Origin of the sequence: Paenibacillus contaminans (assembly GCF_003285015.1) — a bacterium.
Lineage (GTDB): Bacteria > Bacillota > Bacilli > Paenibacillales > NBRC-103111 > Paenibacillus_V > Paenibacillus_V contaminans.
Genome location: NZ_QMFB01000023.1, coordinates 1 through 22679, shown reverse-complemented (window position 1 = coordinate 22679; position 22679 = coordinate 1). Strand labels below are relative to the sequence as shown.

Annotated in this window: 21 protein-coding genes; 14 read left to right on the top strand and 7 right to left on the bottom strand. The window is 50.7% G+C overall.

The window, feature by feature from the left end; translation table 11 throughout:
• The first annotated feature begins 23 nt into the window (after positions 1-23).
• Together DQG23_RS43495 and DQG23_RS29585 are read left to right on the top strand one after the other, a co-directional pair.
• Positions 24-161: a type II toxin-antitoxin system RelE/ParE family toxin gene (locus DQG23_RS43495; RefSeq protein WP_113034749.1), complete on the top strand. Its 138-nt coding sequence runs from the start codon at positions 24-26 to the stop codon at positions 159-161.
• Positions 162-379: 218 nt separating this feature from the next.
• A complete protein-coding gene (locus DQG23_RS29585) occupies positions 380-1165 on the top strand; it encodes a helix-turn-helix domain-containing protein (RefSeq protein WP_113034661.1) in 786 nt (261 codons plus the stop codon).
• 77 nt (positions 1166-1242) lie between these two features.
• On the opposite strand, the gene DQG23_RS29580 is transcribed toward DQG23_RS29585, so the two are convergent.
• Positions 1243-1995 carry a Crp/Fnr family transcriptional regulator gene (locus DQG23_RS29580; RefSeq protein WP_113034660.1) on the bottom strand — a complete coding sequence of 251 codons (753 nt, stop codon included), beginning with the start codon at positions 1993-1995 and terminating at the stop codon, positions 1243-1245.
• Positions 1996-2333: 338 nt separating this feature from the next.
• Between DQG23_RS29580 and DQG23_RS29575 the strand changes: the two genes are divergently transcribed.
• The 3 genes from DQG23_RS29575 to DQG23_RS29565 are packed head-to-tail and all read left to right on the top strand — an operon-like array spanning position 2334 to position 4620.
• Positions 2334-2783 (top strand): GAF domain-containing protein, encoded by a 450-nt coding sequence (locus DQG23_RS29575; protein WP_158560756.1) that lies wholly within the window; start codon positions 2334-2336, stop codon positions 2781-2783.
• A 42-nt stretch (positions 2784-2825) separates the two neighbouring features.
• The gene (locus DQG23_RS29570) at positions 2826-3479 is read left to right on the top strand and encodes a response regulator (RefSeq protein WP_113034658.1); all 654 of its coding nucleotides are present in this window, start codon (positions 2826-2828) and stop codon (positions 3477-3479) included.
• Positions 3469-4620, top strand: coding sequence for a PAS domain-containing sensor histidine kinase (locus tag DQG23_RS29565; RefSeq protein WP_113034657.1), 1152 nt, complete (start codon positions 3469-3471; stop codon positions 4618-4620). The genes DQG23_RS29570 and DQG23_RS29565 overlap by 11 nt, the downstream gene beginning before the upstream one ends.
• 128 nt (positions 4621-4748) lie before the next feature.
• Here the strand turns inward: DQG23_RS29565 and DQG23_RS29560 are convergent, their stop codons facing one another.
• The gene (locus DQG23_RS29560) at positions 4749-6410 is read right to left on the bottom strand and encodes an FAD-dependent oxidoreductase (protein WP_113034656.1); all 1662 of its coding nucleotides are present in this window, start codon (positions 6408-6410) and stop codon (positions 4749-4751) included.
• Between the two features lie 421 nt (positions 6411-6831).
• Here DQG23_RS29560 and DQG23_RS29555 point away from each other — a divergent pair, with 421 nt between their 5' ends.
• A complete protein-coding gene (locus tag DQG23_RS29555) occupies positions 6832-8109 on the top strand; it encodes an S-layer homology domain-containing protein (RefSeq protein ID WP_113034655.1) in 1278 nt (425 codons plus the stop codon).
• Between the two features lie 67 nt (positions 8110-8176).
• Positions 8177-8395 carry a type II toxin-antitoxin system RelE/ParE family toxin gene (locus DQG23_RS43850; RefSeq protein WP_113034654.1) on the top strand — a complete coding sequence of 73 codons (219 nt, stop codon included), beginning with the start codon at positions 8177-8179 and terminating at the stop codon, positions 8393-8395.
• A 432-nt stretch (positions 8396-8827) separates the two neighbouring features.
• On the opposite strand, the gene DQG23_RS29545 is transcribed toward DQG23_RS43850, so the two are convergent.
• Both DQG23_RS29545 and DQG23_RS29540 read right to left on the bottom strand, forming a co-directional pair.
• Positions 8828-8980 (bottom strand): sporulation histidine kinase inhibitor Sda, encoded by a 153-nt coding sequence (locus DQG23_RS29545; RefSeq protein WP_113034653.1) that lies wholly within the window; start codon positions 8978-8980, stop codon positions 8828-8830.
• Positions 8981-9378: 398 nt separating this feature from the next.
• Entirely contained in the window at positions 9379-9558 is a 180-nt protein-coding gene (locus tag DQG23_RS29540; protein WP_113034652.1) for a hypothetical protein, read from the bottom strand.
• 1039 nt (positions 9559-10597) lie between these two features.
• Between DQG23_RS29540 and DQG23_RS42320 the strand changes: the two genes are divergently transcribed.
• The 5 genes from DQG23_RS42320 (at position 10598) to DQG23_RS29515 (ending at position 17599) form a co-directional block, all read left to right on the top strand.
• Positions 10598-11965 (top strand): sensor histidine kinase, encoded by a 1368-nt coding sequence (locus DQG23_RS42320; RefSeq protein WP_158560755.1) that lies wholly within the window; start codon positions 10598-10600, stop codon positions 11963-11965.
• A complete protein-coding gene (locus DQG23_RS29530) occupies positions 11962-12612 on the top strand; it encodes a response regulator transcription factor (RefSeq protein WP_113034650.1) in 651 nt (216 codons plus the stop codon). The genes DQG23_RS42320 and DQG23_RS29530 overlap by 4 nt, the downstream gene beginning before the upstream one ends.
• A gap of 2 nt (positions 12613-12614) precedes the next feature.
• A complete protein-coding gene (locus DQG23_RS29525; protein ID WP_113034649.1) occupies positions 12615-13538 on the top strand; it encodes a polyprenyl synthetase family protein in 924 nt (307 codons plus the stop codon).
• Between the two features lie 249 nt (positions 13539-13787).
• On the top strand, positions 13788-16676 hold the full coding sequence (locus DQG23_RS29520) for a PAS domain S-box protein (protein WP_113034648.1): 2889 nt from the start codon (positions 13788-13790) through the stop codon (positions 16674-16676).
• Between the two features lie 632 nt (positions 16677-17308).
• A complete protein-coding gene (locus DQG23_RS29515) occupies positions 17309-17599 on the top strand; it encodes a CD3324 family protein (RefSeq protein ID WP_113034647.1) in 291 nt (96 codons plus the stop codon).
• A gap of 153 nt (positions 17600-17752) precedes the next feature.
• On the opposite strand, the gene DQG23_RS29510 is transcribed toward DQG23_RS29515, so the two are convergent.
• Positions 17753-18646, bottom strand: coding sequence for a LysR family transcriptional regulator (locus DQG23_RS29510; RefSeq protein ID WP_113034646.1), 894 nt, complete (start codon positions 18644-18646; stop codon positions 17753-17755).
• A 135-nt stretch (positions 18647-18781) separates the two neighbouring features.
• On the opposite strand from DQG23_RS29510, the gene DQG23_RS29505 reads away from it, so the two are divergent.
• Together DQG23_RS29505 and DQG23_RS29500 are read left to right on the top strand one after the other, a co-directional pair.
• Entirely contained in the window at positions 18782-20062 is a 1281-nt protein-coding gene (locus DQG23_RS29505) for an adenylosuccinate synthase (protein WP_113034645.1), read from the top strand.
• 124 nt (positions 20063-20186) lie between these two features.
• Positions 20187-20567, top strand: a complete 381-nt coding sequence (locus tag DQG23_RS29500; protein WP_113034644.1) for a gamma-glutamylcyclotransferase family protein — start codon at positions 20187-20189, stop codon at positions 20565-20567.
• Between the two features lie 14 nt (positions 20568-20581).
• On the opposite strand, the gene DQG23_RS29495 is transcribed toward DQG23_RS29500, so the two are convergent.
• Both DQG23_RS29495 and DQG23_RS29490 read right to left on the bottom strand, forming a co-directional pair.
• A complete protein-coding gene (locus DQG23_RS29495; RefSeq protein WP_113034643.1) occupies positions 20582-20968 on the bottom strand; it encodes a helix-turn-helix domain-containing protein in 387 nt (128 codons plus the stop codon).
• 256 nt (positions 20969-21224) lie between these two features.
• Positions 21225-22268, bottom strand: a complete 1044-nt coding sequence (locus DQG23_RS29490; protein ID WP_113034642.1) for an HD-GYP domain-containing protein — start codon at positions 22266-22268, stop codon at positions 21225-21227.
• Positions 22269-22679: the final 411 nt, after the last annotated feature.

Sequence of the window (22679 nt, the reverse complement as noted above, 5' to 3'; positions counted from 1 at the left end):
TGCAATAAGCGGACTATACGTTTATTCAGCGCGGCTATCGATTTATCATCGTACATCCTTATCCGGCTTTCTATAGGATAACGGAAAATACCGTAATTATTCATCGTATTTTGCATGGACGTCGGGACTACCTTCGCGAGTTGTTCGGAGGCTTTGAATAAAGGATTTTGTGAATGTAGAAGAGGCTGTCCCGGATGGTCATACACTGGCCTAAGGGGCGGCCCCTCTTTTTGTTCGTCAGAGAGCCAAAAGAAACCGATAAATCCCCGATGTTACGCATTCGCAACCGCAAGTGGCGCAAACGCAACCTCAAGCGTATAGCATGGAATCCGATGTTTTTCTATAATTCAGGTAACAGACAGCAAAGGAGAGCAAGCTTATGTCATTTGGTGAAAAATTGTTGCGGCTAAGAAAGGAAAAGGGTTATTCCCAGGAAGCGCTGGCCGAAAAGCTGTGCACAACCAGACAAGCAGTCAGCAAGTGGGAAAACGGGCAAGGGTTTCCGGAAACCGAAAAGCTGCTTATGATCGGGAACTTGTTCGAGGTGTCCATCGACTATTTGCTGAAGGAAACCGAGGAGAAGGCCGGCCGCGAAGAGCGGGGGTATTATGTCAGCCAAGAAATGGCGGAAGGCTATTTGAGTTTTCAGCGGAAGTTATCAAATCGCATTGCGGCAGGCGTTTGCCTGCTCATTCTTGCTTGCGTGCCGTACTTCATGTTTCGTCAGGAGCCGGTCGTTTATTCTTTTCTGATCATTTTGTTGGCGGCTGCGGGCGTCGTCGTTTTCGTCTCCGCCATACTGGGGGACGAGGAGCGGTACCATGTGCTGGCGAAAGAAGCGCTTATGCTGGATCAAGGTTATGTGAAGTTATTGACGGAACGGTTGAATCGATTGAAGAGGAGATACGCGGCAATGATCATCGCCGGGGCCGGCATGGTGGCGATTGGCGGAATCGCTTTTATGCTGGAGAAAAAAGGGATCGCCGAAGGCGCATTGGTCCCGTATTATCCGGTCTGCATCGTGTTGATCGCCATAGGCGCATATGTACTCATTCCTGCATTTACGCTGTGGGCCTCTTATGATCTGCTGATTTACAATGAGAAGCATGTGAATCGGAGGAACGCGGGCTTCTGGAAAAAAATCCGGAAAAAGCTGGCCGAGTAAACCGCCGGTTGCGTAAAACGGGGCTGCCCTATTAGTCATATAAATGACGGGCAGCCCCATTTATTTAAGTAAAACGGCTACATCCGGCAAATTTCCAGCGGACAAGCCGAGCAATTGCATATTTTACGCAAGCTTTCTAGACGAAGAATGACGATTCTGCCTTCCCGAATATCGATTACGCCTTCGTCCTTATAAGCCGAGAGCATCCGGTTGACGCTTTCGCGCGCGGTTCCGATCATATCGGCTATTTCAGTATTCGTCAGCTTGATGTCCAGCACAATTCCGTCTTTGCAAGGGATGCCGAAGCTGTTGCCGAGCCGGATCAGCGTGGACGCCAGGGCGCCTTGTTTGCCGAATAGCAGCAAATCGCGAATTTTCGATTGCGTAACCCGATTCATATGCCCGAGCCAGTTCATGAATGGAAAAGCGAGGCTCCCGTTTGCCGCAAGCAAGCGCTCCAAGTCTTTCCACGGCAGAACGCCGACCTCGGCATCCTCGATTACCTCGGCGCTGAAGCTGTAGGTGACATTGCCGCCGTGCGCCATTTCGCCGATCAGGTCGCCCTTCTGCATGAGGGAAAGGATAAGATCCTTTCCTTCTTCCGTCGTTTTCCGCAGCTTGACGCGTCCCGAGCGAATGTAATAAAGATTTTGCGCGTCTTCGCCTTCCCATAGCAAATACGTACCCGATTTCACACGTTTGGGAAGCATAATGCCTGCCAGCAGCTCGCGATGTTCACCGGATAAAAAAAGCGAAATCCCACCTTCGAATTCGTGGTCCTTTCGATTTGTCGGTTCGCTTGCGGCTTTTGCCGGACTGATGATTGCCATTTTTGCTTCCTCCCTTGTTTGCCTTCCATGTTCTCTATCATACGGGATCGCGCGTCCGTTCGTTATTGGGGAAACTACTGAAAATCGGCGGCGCATTCCCCTATTTTGACGAACGGGTTTGAAATCGCTCCGAAAACGGTTAATCGCCCCGGCAAACGCCGGAAACATGAGGCCGCCATAGCCGATTCGAGCGTACAGCCGGATTTTCCCTAACACAAGAGCAGACGAAAAAGGGGAAATGCCCCCACCGCATTTTCAGGGTTTTCCCTGACTTACTTCGCGAAGGATAAGGTTTAGAATAAAGAGGGATGCGGATTCGGACCGTAGGAGGAAAACATATGGGAAACGAGCGGACGACAATGAACGGGGAGATGGATGCGATAAAGGCGGCGACTTTCAGCGACATAGCGGCTTTGGCCTGGCTGGAAGGAAGAGAGCAGCGCATCCGTTGGCTGCATATGTCGGGTAACGATAACGAACGCTCCAAACATATAGCACATAGAACGAACCAAGGAATTGCGGGAACGGTCATCCGTACGGGACGTCCGTTCAGCACCGATGCGTCGCCCGCCGAGTTATCCAAGGCGCGTAAAGACGATCCGCTAATGCTGGCCGAGAAACTTCTTTCCGTCATCGCCGTACCCATCGTCCAACATGGAGAGGTACGAGGCGTGTTATTGGCGGGCAAAAGGACGGAAAACGCGTATACGGGCGCAGATATCGACTTTTTGGCCGGGGAGGGCGGCCGCTTGGCGGCGTTCATCTCCAAAGGCGAGCTCACCTTGTAGAAATCTGTTATGATATAGGAAATTGCCGACGGGAGGAGAATCATGATTCGTGTTTTGATTGTCGATGATCATGCGGTCGTAAGATCGGGCCTCATGATGCTATTGCACGGCAAACATCAGATAGAAATCGTCGGCGAGGCGGCGGACGGCGATGAAGCGATCAAGAAAGCGCTGGAGCTTCGGCCGGATGTCGTCCTTATGGACCTGAGCATGCCGCCCGGCAAAGACGGCATGACGGCGACGGCTGAGCTGAAGCAGCTGCTTCCGGAAACGTCCGTGCTCATCTTGTCGATGCACGACGACGATGAATATTTGTTCCGGTCGATCCAGGTCGGCGCTTCCGGTTATGTGCTCAAAAGCGCTCCGCACGAGGAATTGCTCGTCGCGATCGAATCCGTGGCGGGCGGCAACGCCTATTTATACCCGAATGCGACGAAGCGGCTGATGAGCCAGTATGTCGATAGACTTAAGAACGGCGAGAACGCGGACACGTACGATTCGCTTTCGGAGCGGGAAAAAGAGGTTTTGGCCAAAGTGGCGCTCGGTTACGCGAATAAGGAAATCGCCGAGCAGCTCATCATAAGCGTAAAAACCGTCGAGACGCACAAAAGCAACCTGATGGAGAAGCTCGGACTGAAGACGAGAGCCGACCTAGTGAAATACGCGCTGAAGAAGGGGCTGCTGCATGGAGACTAACGATCGGGAGAAAGGCTATCCGGAGGTCATCGCGCAAAGCGTAGACACGCTTATGGCGGGGCTTCACGAGCAGGTTGCCGATCCTCTTTTTCGCGATAAAATTACGAAGTCGCTGAAGCAGCTTGCAGACGTGAAATTTGCGCTTGACGAATCGTCGATCGTTGCGGTAACGGACAGACGGGGAACGATTCAATATGTGAACGACAAGTTTTGCGAAATATCCAAATACCCAAGGGATGAGCTGATCGGCCGCGACCACCGGATCATTAATTCGGGTTTTCACGGGAAAGCGTTCATGCAGGAGCTATGGCGGACGATCGCGTCTGGAAACGTCTGGCGCGGCGATATCAAGAACAAGGCGAAGGACGGCTCGTATTATTGGGTGAACACGACGATCGTGCCGTTCCTCGACGAAGCCGGACGGCCTTATCAATATTTGGCGATCCGCAACGAAGTGACGAGGCTGAAGCGGGTCGAAGAAGAGCTGCAGCTGATGATGACGCAGGTGATGCGCATTCAGGAGGAGGAGCGCAGGCGCTTCTCCAGAGAGCTGCATGACGGAATCGGGCAAAGCCTCTTTTCATTGCGAATCCGGCTCGATCGTCTTGCATCCGATTCGGAGAATGCCGAGCTGCTCAAGCTAAGGGAGGAGGTTTCCCGCATTATCGAGGACGTCCGGAGCCTGGCTTGGGAGCTGCGTCCGTCCGTGCTCGACGATCTCGGCGTCGTACCCGCGATCCGCACTTATGTGGAAAATTACTCCCAGCATTACGGCATTCGGGTCCAGCTCAGCACCGGCTTGAAGAAACGCCCCGGCTTGCAGGAGGAAACGGTTATTTATCGCGTCATTCAGGAGGCGCTGACCAATATTGCCAAGTATGCCGACGTATCCGAGGCGGAAGTGAAAGTAACGGAGAGCGAAGAAGCTCTGGAAGTGTACGTGGCAGATCGGGGGAAAGGATTCATCCGCCAGCGGGATACGAAAGGAGTCGGCTTGTTTAGCATGGAGGAGCGGGCGAGAGGCGTCGGAGGCCAGCTCACGATCCGTTCGCTGCCTGAAGAAGGGACGGTCGTATCGCTGATTTTACCCAAAAATAAAGCGAACGGAGCTGAAACGAATATCGGCTCCCGTATTGAATAAAGCGCTTAGTCTCCCGCAGGAGATTCGCGCCGCGAGTAACGCTTGCCGGCGTCTTTTGACGAATGGCGTTTTTCATTTTTTTTACAAACGCTTAGCAGATGAACGAAAAAGAAAGCCGCAGCGGATTGCTACGGCTTTCTTGTTTTGCTATAGGAAGGGTATACGATTTCGCCGGTATCGAGCTTGTTGATTTCCTCTTGGCTCCAGCCTGCGATTTTGTTGTTTCCTTTCACGCCGGTCACTTTGATTTGGTATTTGCTTTCCAAATACGGATGCAGCTTTGCCCAGTCGTCTGCTGCCAGCTGGCGAAGCTTTTTCTTGCCGTTGATCTGGCCTAAGATGACGCCGATCGATTCGGCGGCAAGCGCCGTGTTCGGCTGAATGCGCGCGCTGCCGTAAGCGATGGCGGAGGAGCCGACATTTTTGCCCGCCATGATGACGTTCTCGTAATTTTTGAGCAGGAAGCTCCGTAGCGGCATGCCGTATTTGTCCGGACGGCCCATTTCGATGCCCCATTTATTCGCGCTCGTACCTTGCAGATCGAGCGGATACCCCGCAATGCTGACGTTATCCTCGAACATCCGCGCCCCTAGCGCATCCGACACCTTCAGCACATAGTCCGTCTCGTAATGGTTGAATTCGCGAATGTATAAATACGGCGGGAAGCCGTTCAGCTCCGCATTCTCCCAGCCTACGATGGATTTGCGGAAATGGTTCAGAATGAGCGGCATTTCCTTCTTCCCGAGCTCCAGCGCCTCATCGATGGACTTCTGATCGGACGGGTCGACCGTATAAATCAGGAATGCATTGATGATCACTTCGCCGTCCCGCTGACTGACGGCATTGAGTCCGCGCAGGAAAACGCGGTCGTTGGACGGCTTGTATGCGCTCGTCATGCCGCTTAGCCCGATGGCATAGCTCTCGTTGACGTAGCCGCCGCCGTATTTTTTGCTTTTTTCGGCTTGCGACAATGCATTGAATGATGTGTTGAATTTTTTCCAGTCGACATTTTTGAACTTCATCATCATGCCCGCGCTCATGTATTCGATGTTGTCCTGACCGTAAAATTTCTCAAGGCCGGGCAGACGCGTCACCTGCAGCTTGCTGGCGAACGCCGCAAAATCGCTGTTTTCAACGAAATAGGAGGCGGTTAGCTTCTTCTGCACCTTCTTGCTGTCGGTATAAACGACCGATTGGATCGCTTGGCTTCCGTTCAGGCCGGGGGCCGTCTCGATTTTGTCAATGACGATGCCGGACTCGATCGGAATGTCTTTGCCGAGCGTTTCGAAATAAGACGTAAACTCGGTAAGCTTGCGAATTTTGCCGTTGCGGAAGCCGTCAAAAAGCTCCTTTGCGCGTCCTTGCACCATCAGGCGGCCCGCTTCGTCCTTCGTTTCGTCAAGAAACAGCATCTCGCCCTGTATAAGCTGCCCTCCGGGTTGGGCCCGCGGGTCGAGCACCTTCACGGTCAAGCCTTCGTCTTTGGCTGCGCGGGCTAAGTACATGCCCTCCATCTCGCTGCCGATCAGCACGACATCGACCTTCTCCTCAGGAAGCTGCGCTTCTTGCTTTGGCGTCGGCGACGCGGAATTTTTCGGAGAAGCCGTTACGCCGATCGGAGACGGCGACGCTTCCGAAGCGCTCTTAGGCTCATCGCCGCCCTTGTTGTTTAAGAAAGCGAACAGGCCGGCGGCGAGCAATAACAGCGCGAAAACGACCCCTCCGATCAACCTGCCCGTTCGGCGTTTGCCTCTCGAGCTTGCGCGTGTGTCTTGCCTATTTTGTCGCATATGAACAATCCCCTGCTTTCTTAGTTAGTCGAAAAGTAAATCGTGGAAGCGGCTCTACACCTACGGAAAACGCCAGCGTCAAAGACGCTTATGTATCGCTGTCGCCAATCATCGAAGGAAGCGCCCGACGTACGACAAAATCGGACACTCCTCCACTAGTCTACCATTTTTCGCGGATAATGAGAAAGTCCTAGTCCCGCAAAGGCTTCAGCAGGTTGACGGCGACGGTATCCGGTTGCATTTTGTCGCGTACCCCCCCAAACAAAAAACAGGCGGCGAAACCTTGTAGCATAACCGGGCAACCGGAACCTCCTTCGCGAAGAGAGTTCAGTTCCCTCCATTCCTACGAACCGTCATGGCCGCCGGATTCGAATGGAACATACATCCAGACTATTTCGAAAAATTCCAAGGAGCGTGTAACATGAACAAGTTCAACGTGGTAAAAAAGCTGACGATTTCGAGTTTAGCCGCTGCGATGGTGCTGGGCGGATCCGCTTCCGCATTTGCCGACGGCAAAGGTAAAGGCAATGACAAGGATAAGGACGATTGGAAAAACCGTCCGTCGATCGTCAAAAACAATAAAAATAATAATAACAATAACAATGGCGGTTCGAACAATTACGTTCAAAACGGCAATAATAACGTCCAAATCATTCTCGATTTTGACGACGTTCGCGGCGGTGACGTCGAGTGGGCGATCAAAAATATCGCAAGCCTCGCATCCAAGCGCGTATTCGAAGGCTACGAGGATGGAACGTTCCAACCGCGTAAAGCGATTACACGCATCGAAGCCATTACGGCTGCCGTTCGTCTGATGGGACTTCGCGATAAAGCCGAGTCGCAAGCGGAAATGGCGAAGCAGCTCAACTTCAAGGACGCGGAGAAAATCACAAGCAAGTATCCGTGGGCTGTCGGTTATGTAGCTGTTGCATTGGAAAACGATCTGTTCCTCGAAACGGATACTTCCGTTCAACCTGAGAAATCGGCGGACCGCCTCTGGGCAACGATGCTGCTGGTTAAAGCGCTTAAGCTCGACGGCGAAGCGAAAGCCAAAATGAATACGAAGCTGACGTTTAAGGATGCCGACAAAATCCCGGCCGGCGCAGTAGGTTATGTTGCGGTTGCGGTAGAAAAAGGTTTGATCAACGGCTACGAAGACAACACGTTCCGTCCTGACCGCACAGTGTCCCGCGCCGAACTGGCCGCTCTTCTTGACCGCACAGGCGATCAAATGAGCGATCAAGCTGCCGTTTCCGGCACAGTAAGCGCAGCGTTCAACAATGGTGTACTGTCGATCCTGAAAAACGGTCAAACGGTTAACGTAAACGTCGATCCAGGCGCGTTCATTTACCGCAATGGAACTCGTATCAACGCAACGGACCTGAAGGTCGGCGACGAAGTGAAAATCCGTTCCTTCAATAATGTAGCGATTTTCGTCGAAGTGACGAAGTCGGCTACGGATACGCCTTCGACTAACGCATTTACGGTTACAGGCACCGTTTATGATAAGCAAGTGAGCAGCAACGGAAAAATCGTTCAAATCACGCTTAATCAAGTAATTAACGGAGCTACTACGCAGTTGACTTATCCGGTTGCTCCCGATGCAGTCGTTAAGCCGACAGGCGCGCAAATCAACGTCAACCAGAACGTTGAATTGAAGGGCGAAGGCAACCTCGTCAAATCGATCGAAGTGAAATAATCGAAGCATAGGCTAACATGCCGGTACCCGCAGATTCCGGCAAGTTTTTCTTCGATAAGCTCCATTCTTGCGGCTTTGCCGCGGGGGTGGAGCTTTTGATTTTGTATGCGTACAAAATCAAAAAATCCGTAGCAGCTTGGTTCGTGATGAACGATTGGCACGGCAAGGTATTCGAGGCTTGCTTGTGGATTCGTACATCGTTTTTTACACAGTCTCGGAGAAGGAGAAAACGGTCACGATTATCCGCATTCTTTACGGAAAAAGAAATTGGAACAGTTTGCTTTAGCATTGAGAGTAATAAACTGCGTCTCACCCCGAACTTGACGTTATCGCCTTCCTGAAGATGTTGAGCAATCAGAAGAGCGTCTCTCCAGTCGGTCTTCCTATCTCCCGGCCGCTGCGGAATTAGGATGGAGGATATATCCTCAATGTCCCGATTATATGCAGCCGCCGTGCGAGTACATATACGGTAATCCTGCCCATATGAAACTTCAAGCTATAGACACTCCCGGGAAACCGCGACGATTCCCGCCTTTCCTCTGCATATTCGGACAGCAATCTTCATCAAAGTGCATTGACAGAATGACATCGTACATAGTATTCTACCGATATTGTTTCGCTGATTGTCAGAATACACCGCGGCATATCCGGCCGTTTCGTGTAAGCGCATTCGAAAATAACAAAAGAAAAGACGGCTGCATGCATGCAGTCGTCCTTATTATGAGCGCTGGTTGGGGATTCCGCCACTGCGGAAGTCAAGCTGACGCTTTCTCATCTCTTCCTGGAGCAAATGGATGAAGTCTGCGTCCAATTTTTGTTCTACAGCCTGGTTGTAGACATGAATGAGTGCTTCATTGCTTAATACTTGCATTGAACAATTCTCCTTGCGTCCACACATTTTGTTGTAACTTCAGCTGCCTTTCTTGCTCCAGCCGTTTGCTGACAACGGACCATGAAGCTTGAATAACGGATTCGGGCGGTAACTCGATTTGCGCGGTTTGCCGCGTTAATACATCGCGGAAGGCTTGATCGAAACATTTGTTAAATTGTTTACTGTCCATAGGCTCGTCATCCGTTTCTAGCAGATTTATAATTAATAGTTTACAGGTAATTTGTCCCAATATCAGCACAAAACGGATGCGCACAACCGTAAAAAACTTGGTGTTTTTGCGCAAAAGCCTGCTCGAAACATGAAAAACGAGACTGTATAATAGGCAGCGCCCAATATACAATCTCGTTTTTGTTTGGTAAAATATTGAATTATGCCGCTTAGTACCACTCTGCTGCAGCTTCCACCTTTTTAGAATCGGAAGAGAAGGTCTTACGAATTGCTTTTTGTTCCCCTTGAGAAAGTTCTTTTTGCTCGAAAGCGGAAGCGACAAATCTTTCGGATTGCTTGAGATTCTTAATAACATCGCTTAAATTTGGCGACCAGACTATAGCTTGCATGTTATACGACCTCCTTCGACAATTTTTAACAATTTGATTATATCAAATGAATTAATAGAAAAGGAGTGATTTTATGAAAGGAAAGAAAATTTTCGTATATATACTAGCTGTATGCGTTTTCGCGCAGATTTGGTTTGCATATATTACGTTTAAATATCCTTATCTTGGTATTGTCGTAAAAACCGGCGAGAACAGTACTTGGGTTGTTGATGGTTTTGACAAAGCTAGTAAGGCAAATGAATTAAATATTCAGATTGGCGATATTGTTTACAAGATCAACGGTAAGGATCCGGACCAGCATTCGTCAGTCCTAAAATGGCGGTATATTGAACAAGCATACACTATCGAGATTGAACGGAACGGAGAGCATATTTTAGTTTCTACGAATAAATCTCCGCAAGCGAATTATATGGATATATTGCCTATAACAGCTGAGTTCATATGCTTTTCTCTTGCTGCGTTACTCTTTCTCAAACAGGGTCATTCCAAGTCGGCCCGTTATTTAGGATTGGTATTTCTTGACGGTGCTCTTGCCTTTATGAGTCATGGCGCTTCTATTAGAGGCGACGTGCTGGGGAAATTGGTCATCGCCAGTACGGTAGCGCTTGTTCCAACTGTGTTTTTGCACTTTTTAATCGTTTTCTTTAGAGAAAAAGGCAATGTTGAGTTATCAAGTCGTTTTCTCATATTTTTATACGGTATTCCTTTAATAGGTGCCCTGGTTCGTGCGGGTTCATTCTATGTAAACGAGATTGCCTATACGGTTTACCAAGTTTCTTCTAATGTAGATATTTTTTATTTTATTGTGGTGTTTATATTTGTTCTATATATACTGACTACCTTCACAATAAAACATTGGAAAGAGAAAACGTTTGCGTCAAAGCTCATAAAAATCGTTTGGTTTTCCTTACTTATTTCATTTTTTCCTATAACGTTCTTTTCCTTTGTCCCCATCTTGTTAACCGGACAATCGTGGATGCCGTCACAATATACAAGTTGGTTTATTTTATTTTTCCCAGTTTCTTTCGCGTATTTAATCATGACCAAGCAAATGTACGATATCGATACCGTTATGCGCCGTATGATGCTGACGACTATTATTTCTGTCATTCCGGGTGCACTAGTAGTCGGTTTAGTCGCGCTGAGCTTCCCGGTTGAATCCTCAATCGAGCGTTTGCTGCTGCTCTACATTTTCATCGTCTCCATTATGTCCGCTGTGTTATATGGGCTCGAATATTTTACAACGAAGCTGGAGCCTGCCGTTTTTCCGCGAAAGCATCATTTGAACCTGGCTTTGAAAAAAATATCGAAAACACTCGGCTCCATCTCCAGCTTTCGCGATTTGAAGGATATCGTGCTTGTCGACCTTGTCGGCATTTTGCAGGTTTACGGCGGCGTTATCGCCTTCAAATATAAAGACAACATCGAGTTGATCAGCGCCGGCGAAATCGATTTGGAGGAGGTGGAAAAACTCATCGCTTCGGAGAAGCTCGATCACCCGGGCTTTACGTGCTTCGAAATAAACCGTCACGAGGAATATACGAGCTTTCTGATCATGACCAAGAAGAAGACAAGCACAATGCTGGGCATGGAAGAAATTCAGTGGCTGAATTTGATCATTTCTTATTTGGCCGTCAGTTTGGAGAATCTTCATCTGATCCGCAAGCTAACGGTCCGCATGCAGGAGTTGGCGGCGAATATGCCAAGCGAGCAATCGTCTAACGAGATCGTTTGGTTCCGCAAGCTGATGTTCGAGCTTCAGGAGAAGGAACGTACACGCATCGCCAATGATTTGCACGATACGACCATGCAGGATTTATTTTTCCTGAAAAGGCGGATTGCGTCGGTTATGAGCCGATATGCGCTATCGAAGGAGGATACGGAGCAGATGAACGGGCTGATCGAATACGTCGAGATTATCAATACGAACTTGCGGCAGAGCTGCTTCGAGCTGCATCCGCACCTGCTTCAGGAAGTCGGCTTGATCCGTACGATCCATAAGGTTGTCGACCAGGAAGCGCTGCTTTGTTCGTTCGAGCTTGAATTCGATGCGGATGGGGCGGAGGAGATCGAATTAAGGGATATGGAGACGAAACGCCACGTATTCCGTATGGTCCAGGAGCTTATCAACAATGCAAAGAAGCATTCGCAGGCATCAAATGTCAGCATCAGGCTGACTAAGGTGGAAGGGGGTTTTTGCTTAATGTACGAAGACGACGGAGTCGGCTTCGACACCGAGCGAGTCGTCAGGAGGGACATCGGCGGTTCCGGCATCGGTATGGAGCAGTTGAGAAGCCGCGTGCTTTATCTTAACGGTCTTTTCGAGCTGGATACGGGAGTCGGAAGGGGCGTCAAATACACCATAACGCTGCCGATGAAAGGCATAGATGGAGGGTTAACGGCATGAGTGAAAGTGTCAAAGTGCTTGTAGTTGACGATCATCCTTTAGTAGCGCAGGCAACCAAGCAGCTGCTTGAACAAATCGAACGCGTGGAAGTTGTCGGAATGGCGGGAACCGGGCAAGCATGCCTCGAATTTTTGGAGAACAGTCAGCCGGATATCGTTTTCCTGGATTACCAGCTTCCCGATCACCCGGGGACGTACGTAACGGAAGCGATCAAATCGCGGTTTCCGAACATACATGTAGTCATATTCACGGGAAAAGACATCGGTGATTTGGTCAACTCTTTTCTGGAGCTGAAGGTAAGCGGCATTATTTCCAAAGAATCCGGTGAAACGACGATCCTCAATGCATTCCGGTGCTTGCTGGACGGGCAGACGGCCATTCCGATCTCGATGTTTCAGCAAATGCGAATGTTTAATCCCCGTGCAGCGGGAGAAACGCTGCTGACGGCTGAAGAGCTGACGATCATGAACTTGATTATCGGCGGCGATACGCACGAACAGATCGCGACGAAGATTCATATGAGCAAACGTTCCGTGGACAATTACCTCAAAAAAATATATGAGAAGCTCGGCGTCAAATCGAAAGCGCAAGCCATCGAGAAATTCGTGCAAAGCAAAGCGGGAGCCGAATCGGCCTGGAGGGAATAAGGATGAGGGAGCAAGTTCGGTCCGAAGTAGAAGCGGTTATCGACACCTATTTCAAGCAGGGCGATTTGCGCGAATGGCTGAAGAAATTTGCCGCAGATAAAGCGGGCGAACGTTCTACTTGGTCCGACATCACGCTGCTCGTTCATCGGATGCTGGGCGGAAATTCCCCTTCTATAAACCGGATCGGCGCATTGACGGAAATGATCGCCCTGGCTGCCGACATTGCGGACGATTTGCAGGACCGGGACAATACGGGCAAAAGCTGGATGCTTTGCCCGCCGGATTATGCGTGGAATGCGGTTCTCGCTTTTCTCGTCGGCGCCTTGGCGGAGCTCGGGCGTCTGCTGCCGCAGGAGAACGAAGCGGGCATGCCCTATGCCGACGTTTGCCGGCTCATCGCCGAGTCGGTAAACGGGCAGCACAGCGACGTGAACGGCTCGGTGAACAGCGAGCAGGCTTATATCGACATGGTAACGGAGAAAGCCGGAGGGCTCCTTCGTTTCGCCAGCTATATGGGATACGCTTCGACCGGCTGCACGGATGCGCCGACAGCCAAGCTGATGGACGAAGTGGCTTGCTGCATCGGAATTGCCTCGCAAATCCGCAATGACGCGCGCGACGTCGTGCGCTTCGACGACAAAAGCGATGTCCGCCGCAAAAAGCGGACGCTGCCCGTCTTCTTTTTGCTCAAGCACAGCCGGGAAGAGTTCCCTTCCATCGCCGACTACTATGAGGGACGATTATCGGAGGAGGAGTTTTTGGCGGATACGGAGGCGGTTGCCGCTTATATCCGGGAATCCGGCTGCATCGAATATGCGAATGTGATTCGATCGCTGTATATACAGCGGGCTGAAGCTCTTCTCGAAGGCGTTCCCGCGCTGTCGCCTTGGAAGGAACAGTTTTGCGAAACGATGCTTGCGAAGTAAAAGCAAATGGTACTATTTTCGCTAACGAATTTATGAATTTTCTAATAGAGAAGTGACGATAACCACATAGAGGTCAAGCATTGCAGTTCTTTTGAGGGAACGCAATGCTTTTTTATTTGCAGCCGATAATAAAGCTCGCTGTAACAGGCAACCAAAGCGTTATCTTCTCGTATTGGCATTTCGTATGGTAAAATAAATCTGCATTCTATAGAATATAAAAATAGATAAAAATAGAGAGAGGGGTTTATTATGGAAAAGAATGAATTCCTCCGTAATTATGTACCTCTAAAAGCGGACCGTGCGAACCTTGAACGCGAATGGGAGAAGTTCGTGACCGGGAGCCGGACGCAGCTTAACATCAGATCCTCCTTGCACGATTCTTGGAAGCGCTGTCTTGATAAAGGCGTAAATCCGTTCTACGGCAAGGCCTCCATGAATTTATCGATCGATGAAATTCAGGATTATGTAACGACCGACCCCTTTTTCCGAATGGTAAAGCCGATTCTCAAAAAATTAAAGGAAGTTGCCAGCAACACGGGTTATTTAATGACGTATTGCAATTCGGAGGGCGAGCTGGTCCATATGGACGGCGAATTGTCCTTATTATTAAAAGCGGACGATATTAACCTAGCGCTTGGCTCCGATTGGAGCGAAGGCAGCGCGGGAACGAATGCGATCGGTACGTCTTTGGCCACTCGTTCGCCCGTTCAAGTGTATGCGAGCGAGCATTTTTGCCACGATATCCAGTCTTGGTCTTGCGCCGCCGCTCCCGTACGAGATCCTGCGACAGGGAAAACGCTGGGAATCGTCAATCTTTCCTGCTTCTGGACGTCCATTCATCCGAAAATGCTGCATGCCGTCATATCGACGGCCCATGACATCGAGCATATGCTTCGCTCTCAATTAACGGTCGACCGTTATCGGCTGCTTCATCATTTTACGGAATTATCGAGAAAAACGCCCTTTCCTTTGGCGGTATTGGACCGCGGAGGGCGCGTCATCAAAGCGTCCCCGCAGCTGATAGAGGAAGGGTTAGTCGTGGAAGGCAAACGGTTCCAGAACCCTCTTCACAACCAGCAATCTTTGCCATCTTCGGTGAGCGTGGATTTCGACGCGAATCGTTTCGAGCTGCTGCCCTATTATTACGGAGGACTGCCGATCGGCTCCGTCATGCATGTCCTGCCGCCGGATATCGGACGTTTCAAGGATCTGCCCGTGCTTCACCGTCTCCCCTCGAAACAGGCGCAGCCCGCCGAAAGCGAATCTGCTTCAAAACCGAAAGCTCCTGAACAAGATAACATGTACAAGTCGCTGTTCGACCATCATCCGGACGCCATATTTTCCTATGACGTCAATGGGCGGCTTATCGAGGCTAATCCGGCGGCTGCCCGAATGCTCGGCTATGACGTCAATGAATTAAGAGACGAGAGGCTGCAAAGCCTGCTTAGCCTGAAGCACGAAAATAAACGGTTGCGGGCTTTTGCCTATGCGGCAAGAGGCATGCAGCATGAATATGAATCGGCCTTTCGGCATAAGCAAGGATATGAGCTCGATGTGGTCATCAAAAGCTTCCCGATGATAGTGGATAACGAGATTGTCGGTATATTTGAAACCGTGCGGGACGTTACGTACAACGAGATGATATACGAGGACTTGAAATCGACCAAGGAGCAGCTCGAGTTTTATTTGCAGAACACCGAAGATGCCGTCATTGTCGTCGATTCCAATCTTCGGGTCGTCAAAACGAATAAATCGTTCGAAACGATTTACGGCTGGACGGAGCATGAGGTGCTCGGCAAGGCGCTGCCGACCGTTCCCGACAATCAGAAACGGGAGATCGCGGATATTCACGCCGAACTGCTCAAGATGCGGCGCGTTACCGCTTATGAAACCGTCAGGCAGCGGAAGGACGGCAGTCAGATCCATGTCAGCAATTTCGCTTCGCCGATCTTTGACAGCAAAGGCAATCCCGCGGTTTTCGTGCTTATATCCAAAGACATCACGGAACGCAAGCGAATGAGCGAAGCGCTTGTCGAGAGCGAGAAGCGGCTAAGAACCTTGATTGACGCCTTGCCCGATATCGTCGTGTTCAAGGACAATCAGGGAAGATGGATGGAAGCGAATCATACCGCGCTGCTGACCTTCGAGTTGGAGAGCGCCTATTATCAAGGGAGAACGGACGGCGAACTTGCAGAAACGAACGGACTGTACCGGGAGACTCTGCTGAATTGCATCGTTTCCGACCGCATGGTATGGGATAAAGGCGGTATGGTCAGAATTCAAGAACGCATCGCGCGGCAGAACGCCAGGGACATGATTTGCGATATTATCAAAATTCCGATTTATCATGAGGACGGAACACCCAAAGGGCTTGTAGTCATCGGGCGTGATATTACGGAGCTTAAGCACACGGAAGAGCTGCTGCGCAAATCCGAGAAGCTTGCCGTCGTCGGCCAGCTGGCGGCAGGAATCGCCCATGAAATACGAAATCCTCTTACTACGCTTAAAGGCTTCCTTAGCTTGCTGGAGCCTCAGCTGAACGATAAAAACAGGCTGTATGTAAACACTATGCGGAACGAAATCGAGCAGATGGAATGGATCACCAGCCAGTTTATGACCGTAGCGAAGCCGCAAGCGGTAAGATTTTTGCGCCAAGATTTGAAGACGCTGATCGATCAAGTTTCGACCTTTCTTTACCCGTACGCAACCATGAACAATGTGCAAATGATGATGGAATCGGAAGAAGATTTGCCCATCGTCGACGGCGACGGAAACCAGCTCAAGCAAGTTTTTATCAACATATTGAAAAATGCTATAGAAGCGATGCCGCTGGGCGGCCGGATCGAAATCGATCTGAAACGGATTCAGCCGGGTACGGTCTCCGTCCGGTTTACCGACCAAGGCTGCGGCATCCCGCTAGAAAGGATCCCCCATCTCGGCGAGCCTTTTTACAGTCTGAAGGAAAAAGGGACCGGTCTCGGCTTGATGATCTGCTATAAAATTATTAAGGAGCATCAAGGCACAATCAAAGTCGAAAGCGAAGTGGACCGGGGGACGTGCGTCGAAATAACGATGCCGCTTGCAAGCCCAGAAGACTCCAGCATGGACGGCGCCGAGTCAAGAACGGGCTGCACGTAACCGGGAGAAAACGAGTATAAACGTTCTCTCCCTTGATAGGATGGTTGCATTAATGCGTTAATATAGATGCCGGCATATCCCATTGTCCGGCTTCGGGAACAGCGCCCGGGGTTGGATAGAGAAAGGAGTGGTCGATTTGATTACAACAGCTGAGGTGATCTTCGCTTAACAGCGAAGAGACGTTCTGGCGAGGGGGGCTCTCGGGCCTCCCTCGATAATATTTCGCTTCATCGGAGACATTGCGATACATAACAATTCCGGGCTTTTGCGAGTACATAAGGAAATAAAACTTGCGAATGCACCATTTATGTTATATAATGGGAACGTTTCCCTAAACAAAGAATTTAAATCCAGGTGAAAGGAGTGATTGCAGTGGTAACATTTGAGCGTGCATTTCCTATTGGGGTGTTAACTGAATAACCGCGCATGTCGAAGTAACCGTCACCTGACCGCATATGCAGTACGCACAGGCACGATTCTGGTTATCGTGTTTTTTTTGTCTTTTCAATCCAAAAAATAATCCACCAGAAAGGAGAGGCTTAGCATGAAAGAGTTGAATTTCGCAGGAACTGCAGGAGTTGCATTTAACGAAGCTATCAAACAAAGCACATTAATCGAGGAGGTAGTTCGCAGTGAGCTACAAAAACGGAAAGGATATTCTTCCCCCTAGCCTGCTTAAGCAGCTTCAGGAGTACATTCAGGGAGAAATCGTATATATCCCCAAGAGAGAACAAAAACGCGCGGGCTGGGGAGAAAATAACGGAACGAGACTTATTATCGAGCGGCGGAACAAAGAAATATACCGGTTGTACAAAAGCGGCTGGACGATTTTGGAATTGATCCAGAGCTACCATCTATCGGAGGACAGCATCCGCAAGATCATCGTGAAAACGCGGGATGTCATGTCGAATACGGCGACTTAGAAGCAGAGGATTCCTATCCCCTGCTTCTTTTTTTATGTACGTTTACGAAAATACGCGATCGCTGAGCTGAATTTCCATCTTAGCCTATGATCCGACGGGGTATAGATGTTTATTCTTGCGTTTCTGTGCAAAAGCTGCATGCGAGCAATGGCCCTATCCTCCAGGCAGGAGGGCGATCAGCTGTTTGGCGGCCGGCGAAAGCGGGACGTCCTTGAGCGTAATCAATCCGATCTTGCGGGAGGGAATGGGCTGCTCGGGAACGATGCGGTATAGCGCGGAGCCGCCGCTTGCAGGGGTGTCGATAAAGTTGTCGATAATACACGCGATGCCAAAGCCGCTTCGGGCAAAATCGATCAGCAGGTCGACGCTGCCCAGCTCGATTTCGGGCCGCAGCAAGATCCCATGCTCCAGAAAAAAGCGGTCGACATATTGGCGCGAAGCGCTATTTTGCTCAAGCATAATGAGCGGCAGCTCGCGGAATTGCCCGAGCGGGAGAGGGTTGTCTGCAAGATGCTTGTACCGTTCGCCGGCAACGAAGCCGTCCTGAAGCGGTATGCTTTCCTGTACGTTCAGCTGATCGTCTCTCGAAGGCAGCGGCAGGTTGACGATCCCCAGATCGATTTGGCCTTCCTTCAGCAAGGCGACCGTTTCCCGGGTCGTCCGGTTCGTTACCTGGATGTTGACCTGCGGATATTCTTGATGAAAATCCGACAAATGAGGCAGCAGAAAATGCTTGCAAAGCGTATCGCTTGCGCCGATCCGCAGCTCGCCGGCAAGGAGGAGATGCATTTCGGCGATTTTCTTTTCGGCGGTTTCGACGAAACGGTATGCTTGCTCTACGTATTTGAATAAGACTTCTCCCTCAGCCGTCAGCTTCACGCCTTTGGACGTGCGGAAGAAGAGGGCGCCCCCCAGCTTGGTTTCCAGCTGCTTGATCGAATGGCTGACCGCAGGCTGCGTAATGAACAACAGCTCCGCCGCCTTGGATAAACTCCCGGCTTTGGCGGTAAAGTAAAAGACGCGGTACCAATCCATATTGGCGATCATTCCGAAGCACCTTCTCTCTTTCTTTGTATTAGTTATTTTAATGCCTGATATTCAAAATATCAATTTTATTTATATAAGGAGATTCGCTACAATAAACATGTAATCGATATTTTGCGAACGGAAAGGGGTATGGAAGTGACGATAACGGCGATTGTCGGAGCGAACTGGGGAGACGAAGGAAAAGGGAAAATGACGGATCTGCTCGCTGAGGATGCGGATTTCGTCGTGCGGTTCCAGGGAGGCGGCAATGCGGGGCATACGATTATTAACGGGTTCGGCAAATTTGCGCTGCACCTGCTGCCTTCAGGCGTTTTCCGGCAGCATACGGTTAATGTGATCGGGCCGGGGGTTGCGCTCGACATCCGGCAGCTGCTCGGCGAACGGGCTAGATTGCTGGAACGCGGCGTGCCGGAGCCGCAGCTGCGCGTGTCGGACAGAGCGGAGGTTGTGCTGCCGTACCATAAACGGTTCGATGAGCTGGAGGAGGCGCGGCTTGGCGATCGGGCATTCGGCTCGACCAAGAGCGGAATCGCCCCGTTTTATGCGGATAAATTTCTGAAGATCGGCGTGCAGGTGGCCGATTTATACGAAAAAAACAGACTGCGGGCAAGACTGCAAGCGGCGCTTGCGGCCAAGAACGTGCTGCTTCGCGAGCTCTACGGCGAAGAGGCGATCGATGCGGAAGCGCTTATGCCGCAGCTGCTTGCCGATGCGAAGGAGCTGGCGCCTTTCGTTTGCGACACGACTGCTTTATTGCGCGAAGGGATGGAACGCGGCGCCAACATCTTGCTGGAGGGCCAGCTCGGCGCGCTGCGCGATCCCGATCACGGCATCTACCCGTTTACGACGTCGTCCTCGACGCTCGCGGGTTATGGTGCCGTGGGTGCCGGCGTTCCCGCCGCGTCAATCGGGCGCGTCGTCGCCGTGACGAAGGCCTACTCCAGCTGCGTAGGCGCCGGGCCATTCGTGACGGAGCTGGACGGCATGGAGGCCGAGGAGCTGCGCAAGCGCGGCGGCGATGCCGGCGAATACGGCGTAAAAACGGGAAGGCCTCGGCGCGTAGGCTGGTTCGATGCGGTGGCGACGCGATACGGCTGCCAGGTGCAGGGAGCTACGGAAATTGCGCTGACCAACATCGACGTGCTCGGTTATCTTGATGAAATTCCGGTTTGCGGCTACTATGAAATCAACGGCCGGAATACGGCCGATTTCCCGGCTTCCGCAGAGCTGGAGCGGGCTAAGCCGGTTTTCGAAACGCTGCCGGGCTGGCGCTGCGATATTTCGCATATCCGCAGCTTCGACGAGCTGCCCAAGGAAGCCCGGGAATACGTGCTCTACGTGGAACGCCGGTGCGGCATTCCGATCGGATGCGTTTCGGTCGGGCCGGGACGGGACCAAGTGATTCTCCGTTCGTAAACAGGCAGGCGTAATTTAGTAAGCCTGAAAGCATAACGTAGAGCGGCTTTGAACCTGCGGTAACCGCCGGCGTCCAAGACGCCGGAAAGCTTGTATCTTTGCGGGATGATGGAGGAAACGGACGATGAACGTTTTCGTATACGGCACTCTTTTGACCGGCGAATCGAATCACCATATAGCGGCCCCTCATACGAAAACGGTAATTCCCGGCATTGTACGCGGCAGGCTGTACGATATCGGGACATACCCGGCGCTCGTGTTAAGCGGGGATGGCGCCGATGTCCCGGGGGAATGGATTTCCGTATCGGAGGAAGGCCTGCAGGCGATGGACGAATTGGAAGAATACTACGGGCCCGGACAAATGAACGTTTACGAGCGGGTCTGGATCAAGGACGCATACGGGCCTGGGGAAGGTTGGGTATACGTTTGGCCAAGCTCGGCAGGCTACCCGGAAATCGGTTGCGCCTCATGGCGGCTTCATCGCAATGGGAAATGCGGCTCCTGACCGGACATCGGACGCTATATTCGATTAATGACCAGGGACATCAGCTCTCTGGTCGATTTTGTGTTCGTTTTGCGCTGGACGTTGGCGATATGGTTTTTTACCGTTTTTTCCGAAATGACGAGGACGCTGGCGAGCTCTTTATTGCTGAAGCCGTACAGGGACAAATGAAAAAGCAGCTCGAATTCGCGTAACGTCAATTGAAATTCGTGGGCGATTTTTTCGCAGGCGGAACTAACCTCCTCGGATTGGAACGTTCTTCTGAACAGCTCGTTTTTAGAATCGGAGGCGTATTCCTTTGAGTCAATTAAGGTAAGCGGCTGTCCGCTTGCCATCTCCGCAGCGAATTCTGCCAGACTTTCGGCTGCTTTGAAGGCTCCCGACATTTTTTCAGTATGATCCATAATACCTCATTCCTTTTCCGTTAAGCCACAACAGTTGCGTATACGGTAATCTAGTCAATGCTGAAGGTTCTCGTTGTTCAAGCAAAAAGGACGAAAAAAAGAGACATCGTCTGATCCGTCAAGTTTTATCTAGGACTAATAGACCACGTCTCCTATTTTATCATATTAAATTGAAAATGGTATTTGTATAGGTAATTTTTGTATGTCCATTCGATGTTCTTTTGAGCTTCCCGGCAATTATGCCTTGCGGCAGCCGTTAGAGGCCTGCGGCAAAACCGAGTACGCGAGAAATTTTCAGATCGGGCAATTTTTTCAAGTCGATGAAAGCGGAAATCGTTTTGACCAGCGGATTAAACGGATCGTCCGGATGAACGAGCACGACCTCGGCTTCGGAGCCGTCCGTCAAAATAACCTTGGAGCCGACGAACTGCTTCATAATATTGTTCAAAAGCGCAAAAACGACGGTTGAATCCAGCTTACCGAAGGCATCCTTACGCAGCTGGTCCAGCGCTTCGTGGAATGGAATCGCGTGATGATAAGGCCTGTCCGAAATCATCGCATGGAACACGTCGGCAACCGCGACGATTTTGCTGAAAAGATGCGTGTCTTCGCCTTTTTTGCCGTACGGATAACCGCTCCCGTCATTGCGCTCGTGATGCTCCAAGGCGACGCGAGCCATTTCCTCGGTTGTGCCGGGACATGCGCGGATAAGATCGTGCCCCCGTACGGTGTGCGTTTTGAGCAGATCGAACTCTTCGGCGGTGAGCTTGCCTTTTTTGTTCAGAATCGACTCGGGAATGAGCATTTTGCCGACGTCGTATAACGTAGCGGCTATCATCAGCTGGGACTGGTCCCGCTCGGAAAGGTTCAGCCATTTGCCCAGCAGCGCGGAGAGCACGCCTACGCCGATATTATGACGGTAGGTGTAGTCGTCCTTCGACTGCAGGTTGGTCAGCAGCACGAACAGATCCCTGTAATTTTGGGTAGCGCTTTCAAGCGATGGGATGACGTGCTCGTGGATATCGTGAACCGGTATGATCTGCTTGTCGCGGATCTCTTCGAAAATGTTCCGGATTCGCTCCGTCGCTTGCTCTACAATCGCTTCTTGCTGTGCGGCTTCGCTAGTTGCCGGCGTTTCTTGCTCTTCCGGGTATAGATCGTAAGGGCTTACCTCGACGCGGTGCTGAATCAGCTTTTGCCAATGTTCGGGTTTAAGTTGGGTTTCTGCGGCTATCAGAACGGCTCCAAAATCGTTTACAATATCATGTTTCAAGCGTCGGCCGATGAGCGATTGGTTCATGTAGGTTCCTCCGAATGTTGGTAATAAGCATGGAACAATTTACCTGCACCATTCCAATGTAACTGGAAATCGGATAACTGACAAGTAGTTATAGGCGCGAGTTCAAAAATGGGAATGTCATTTTCCCGTTTCCATGCGCCGCTTAACGTGCTATATAGCAAACAAATAAGCTTCCATCCCCGCTTTAGCTGGAGGCCACTGAAAAAGTCCCGTTATCTAAAGAGGTACTGTAGCTCAATTCTATTGAGGGAGCAGTGCCTTCTTTGCTGTATAATGAAAGTATTAAAGCGAAAGGCGTGAAGTCCAATGTTTCAACCTCAAATCTCATTCACGTTAAGTCCTTATGCAGCACTATACGATCTCATTGTGCCTAAGGATAATATGTTGCGTCAGATCAATGAGTTGGTGGAC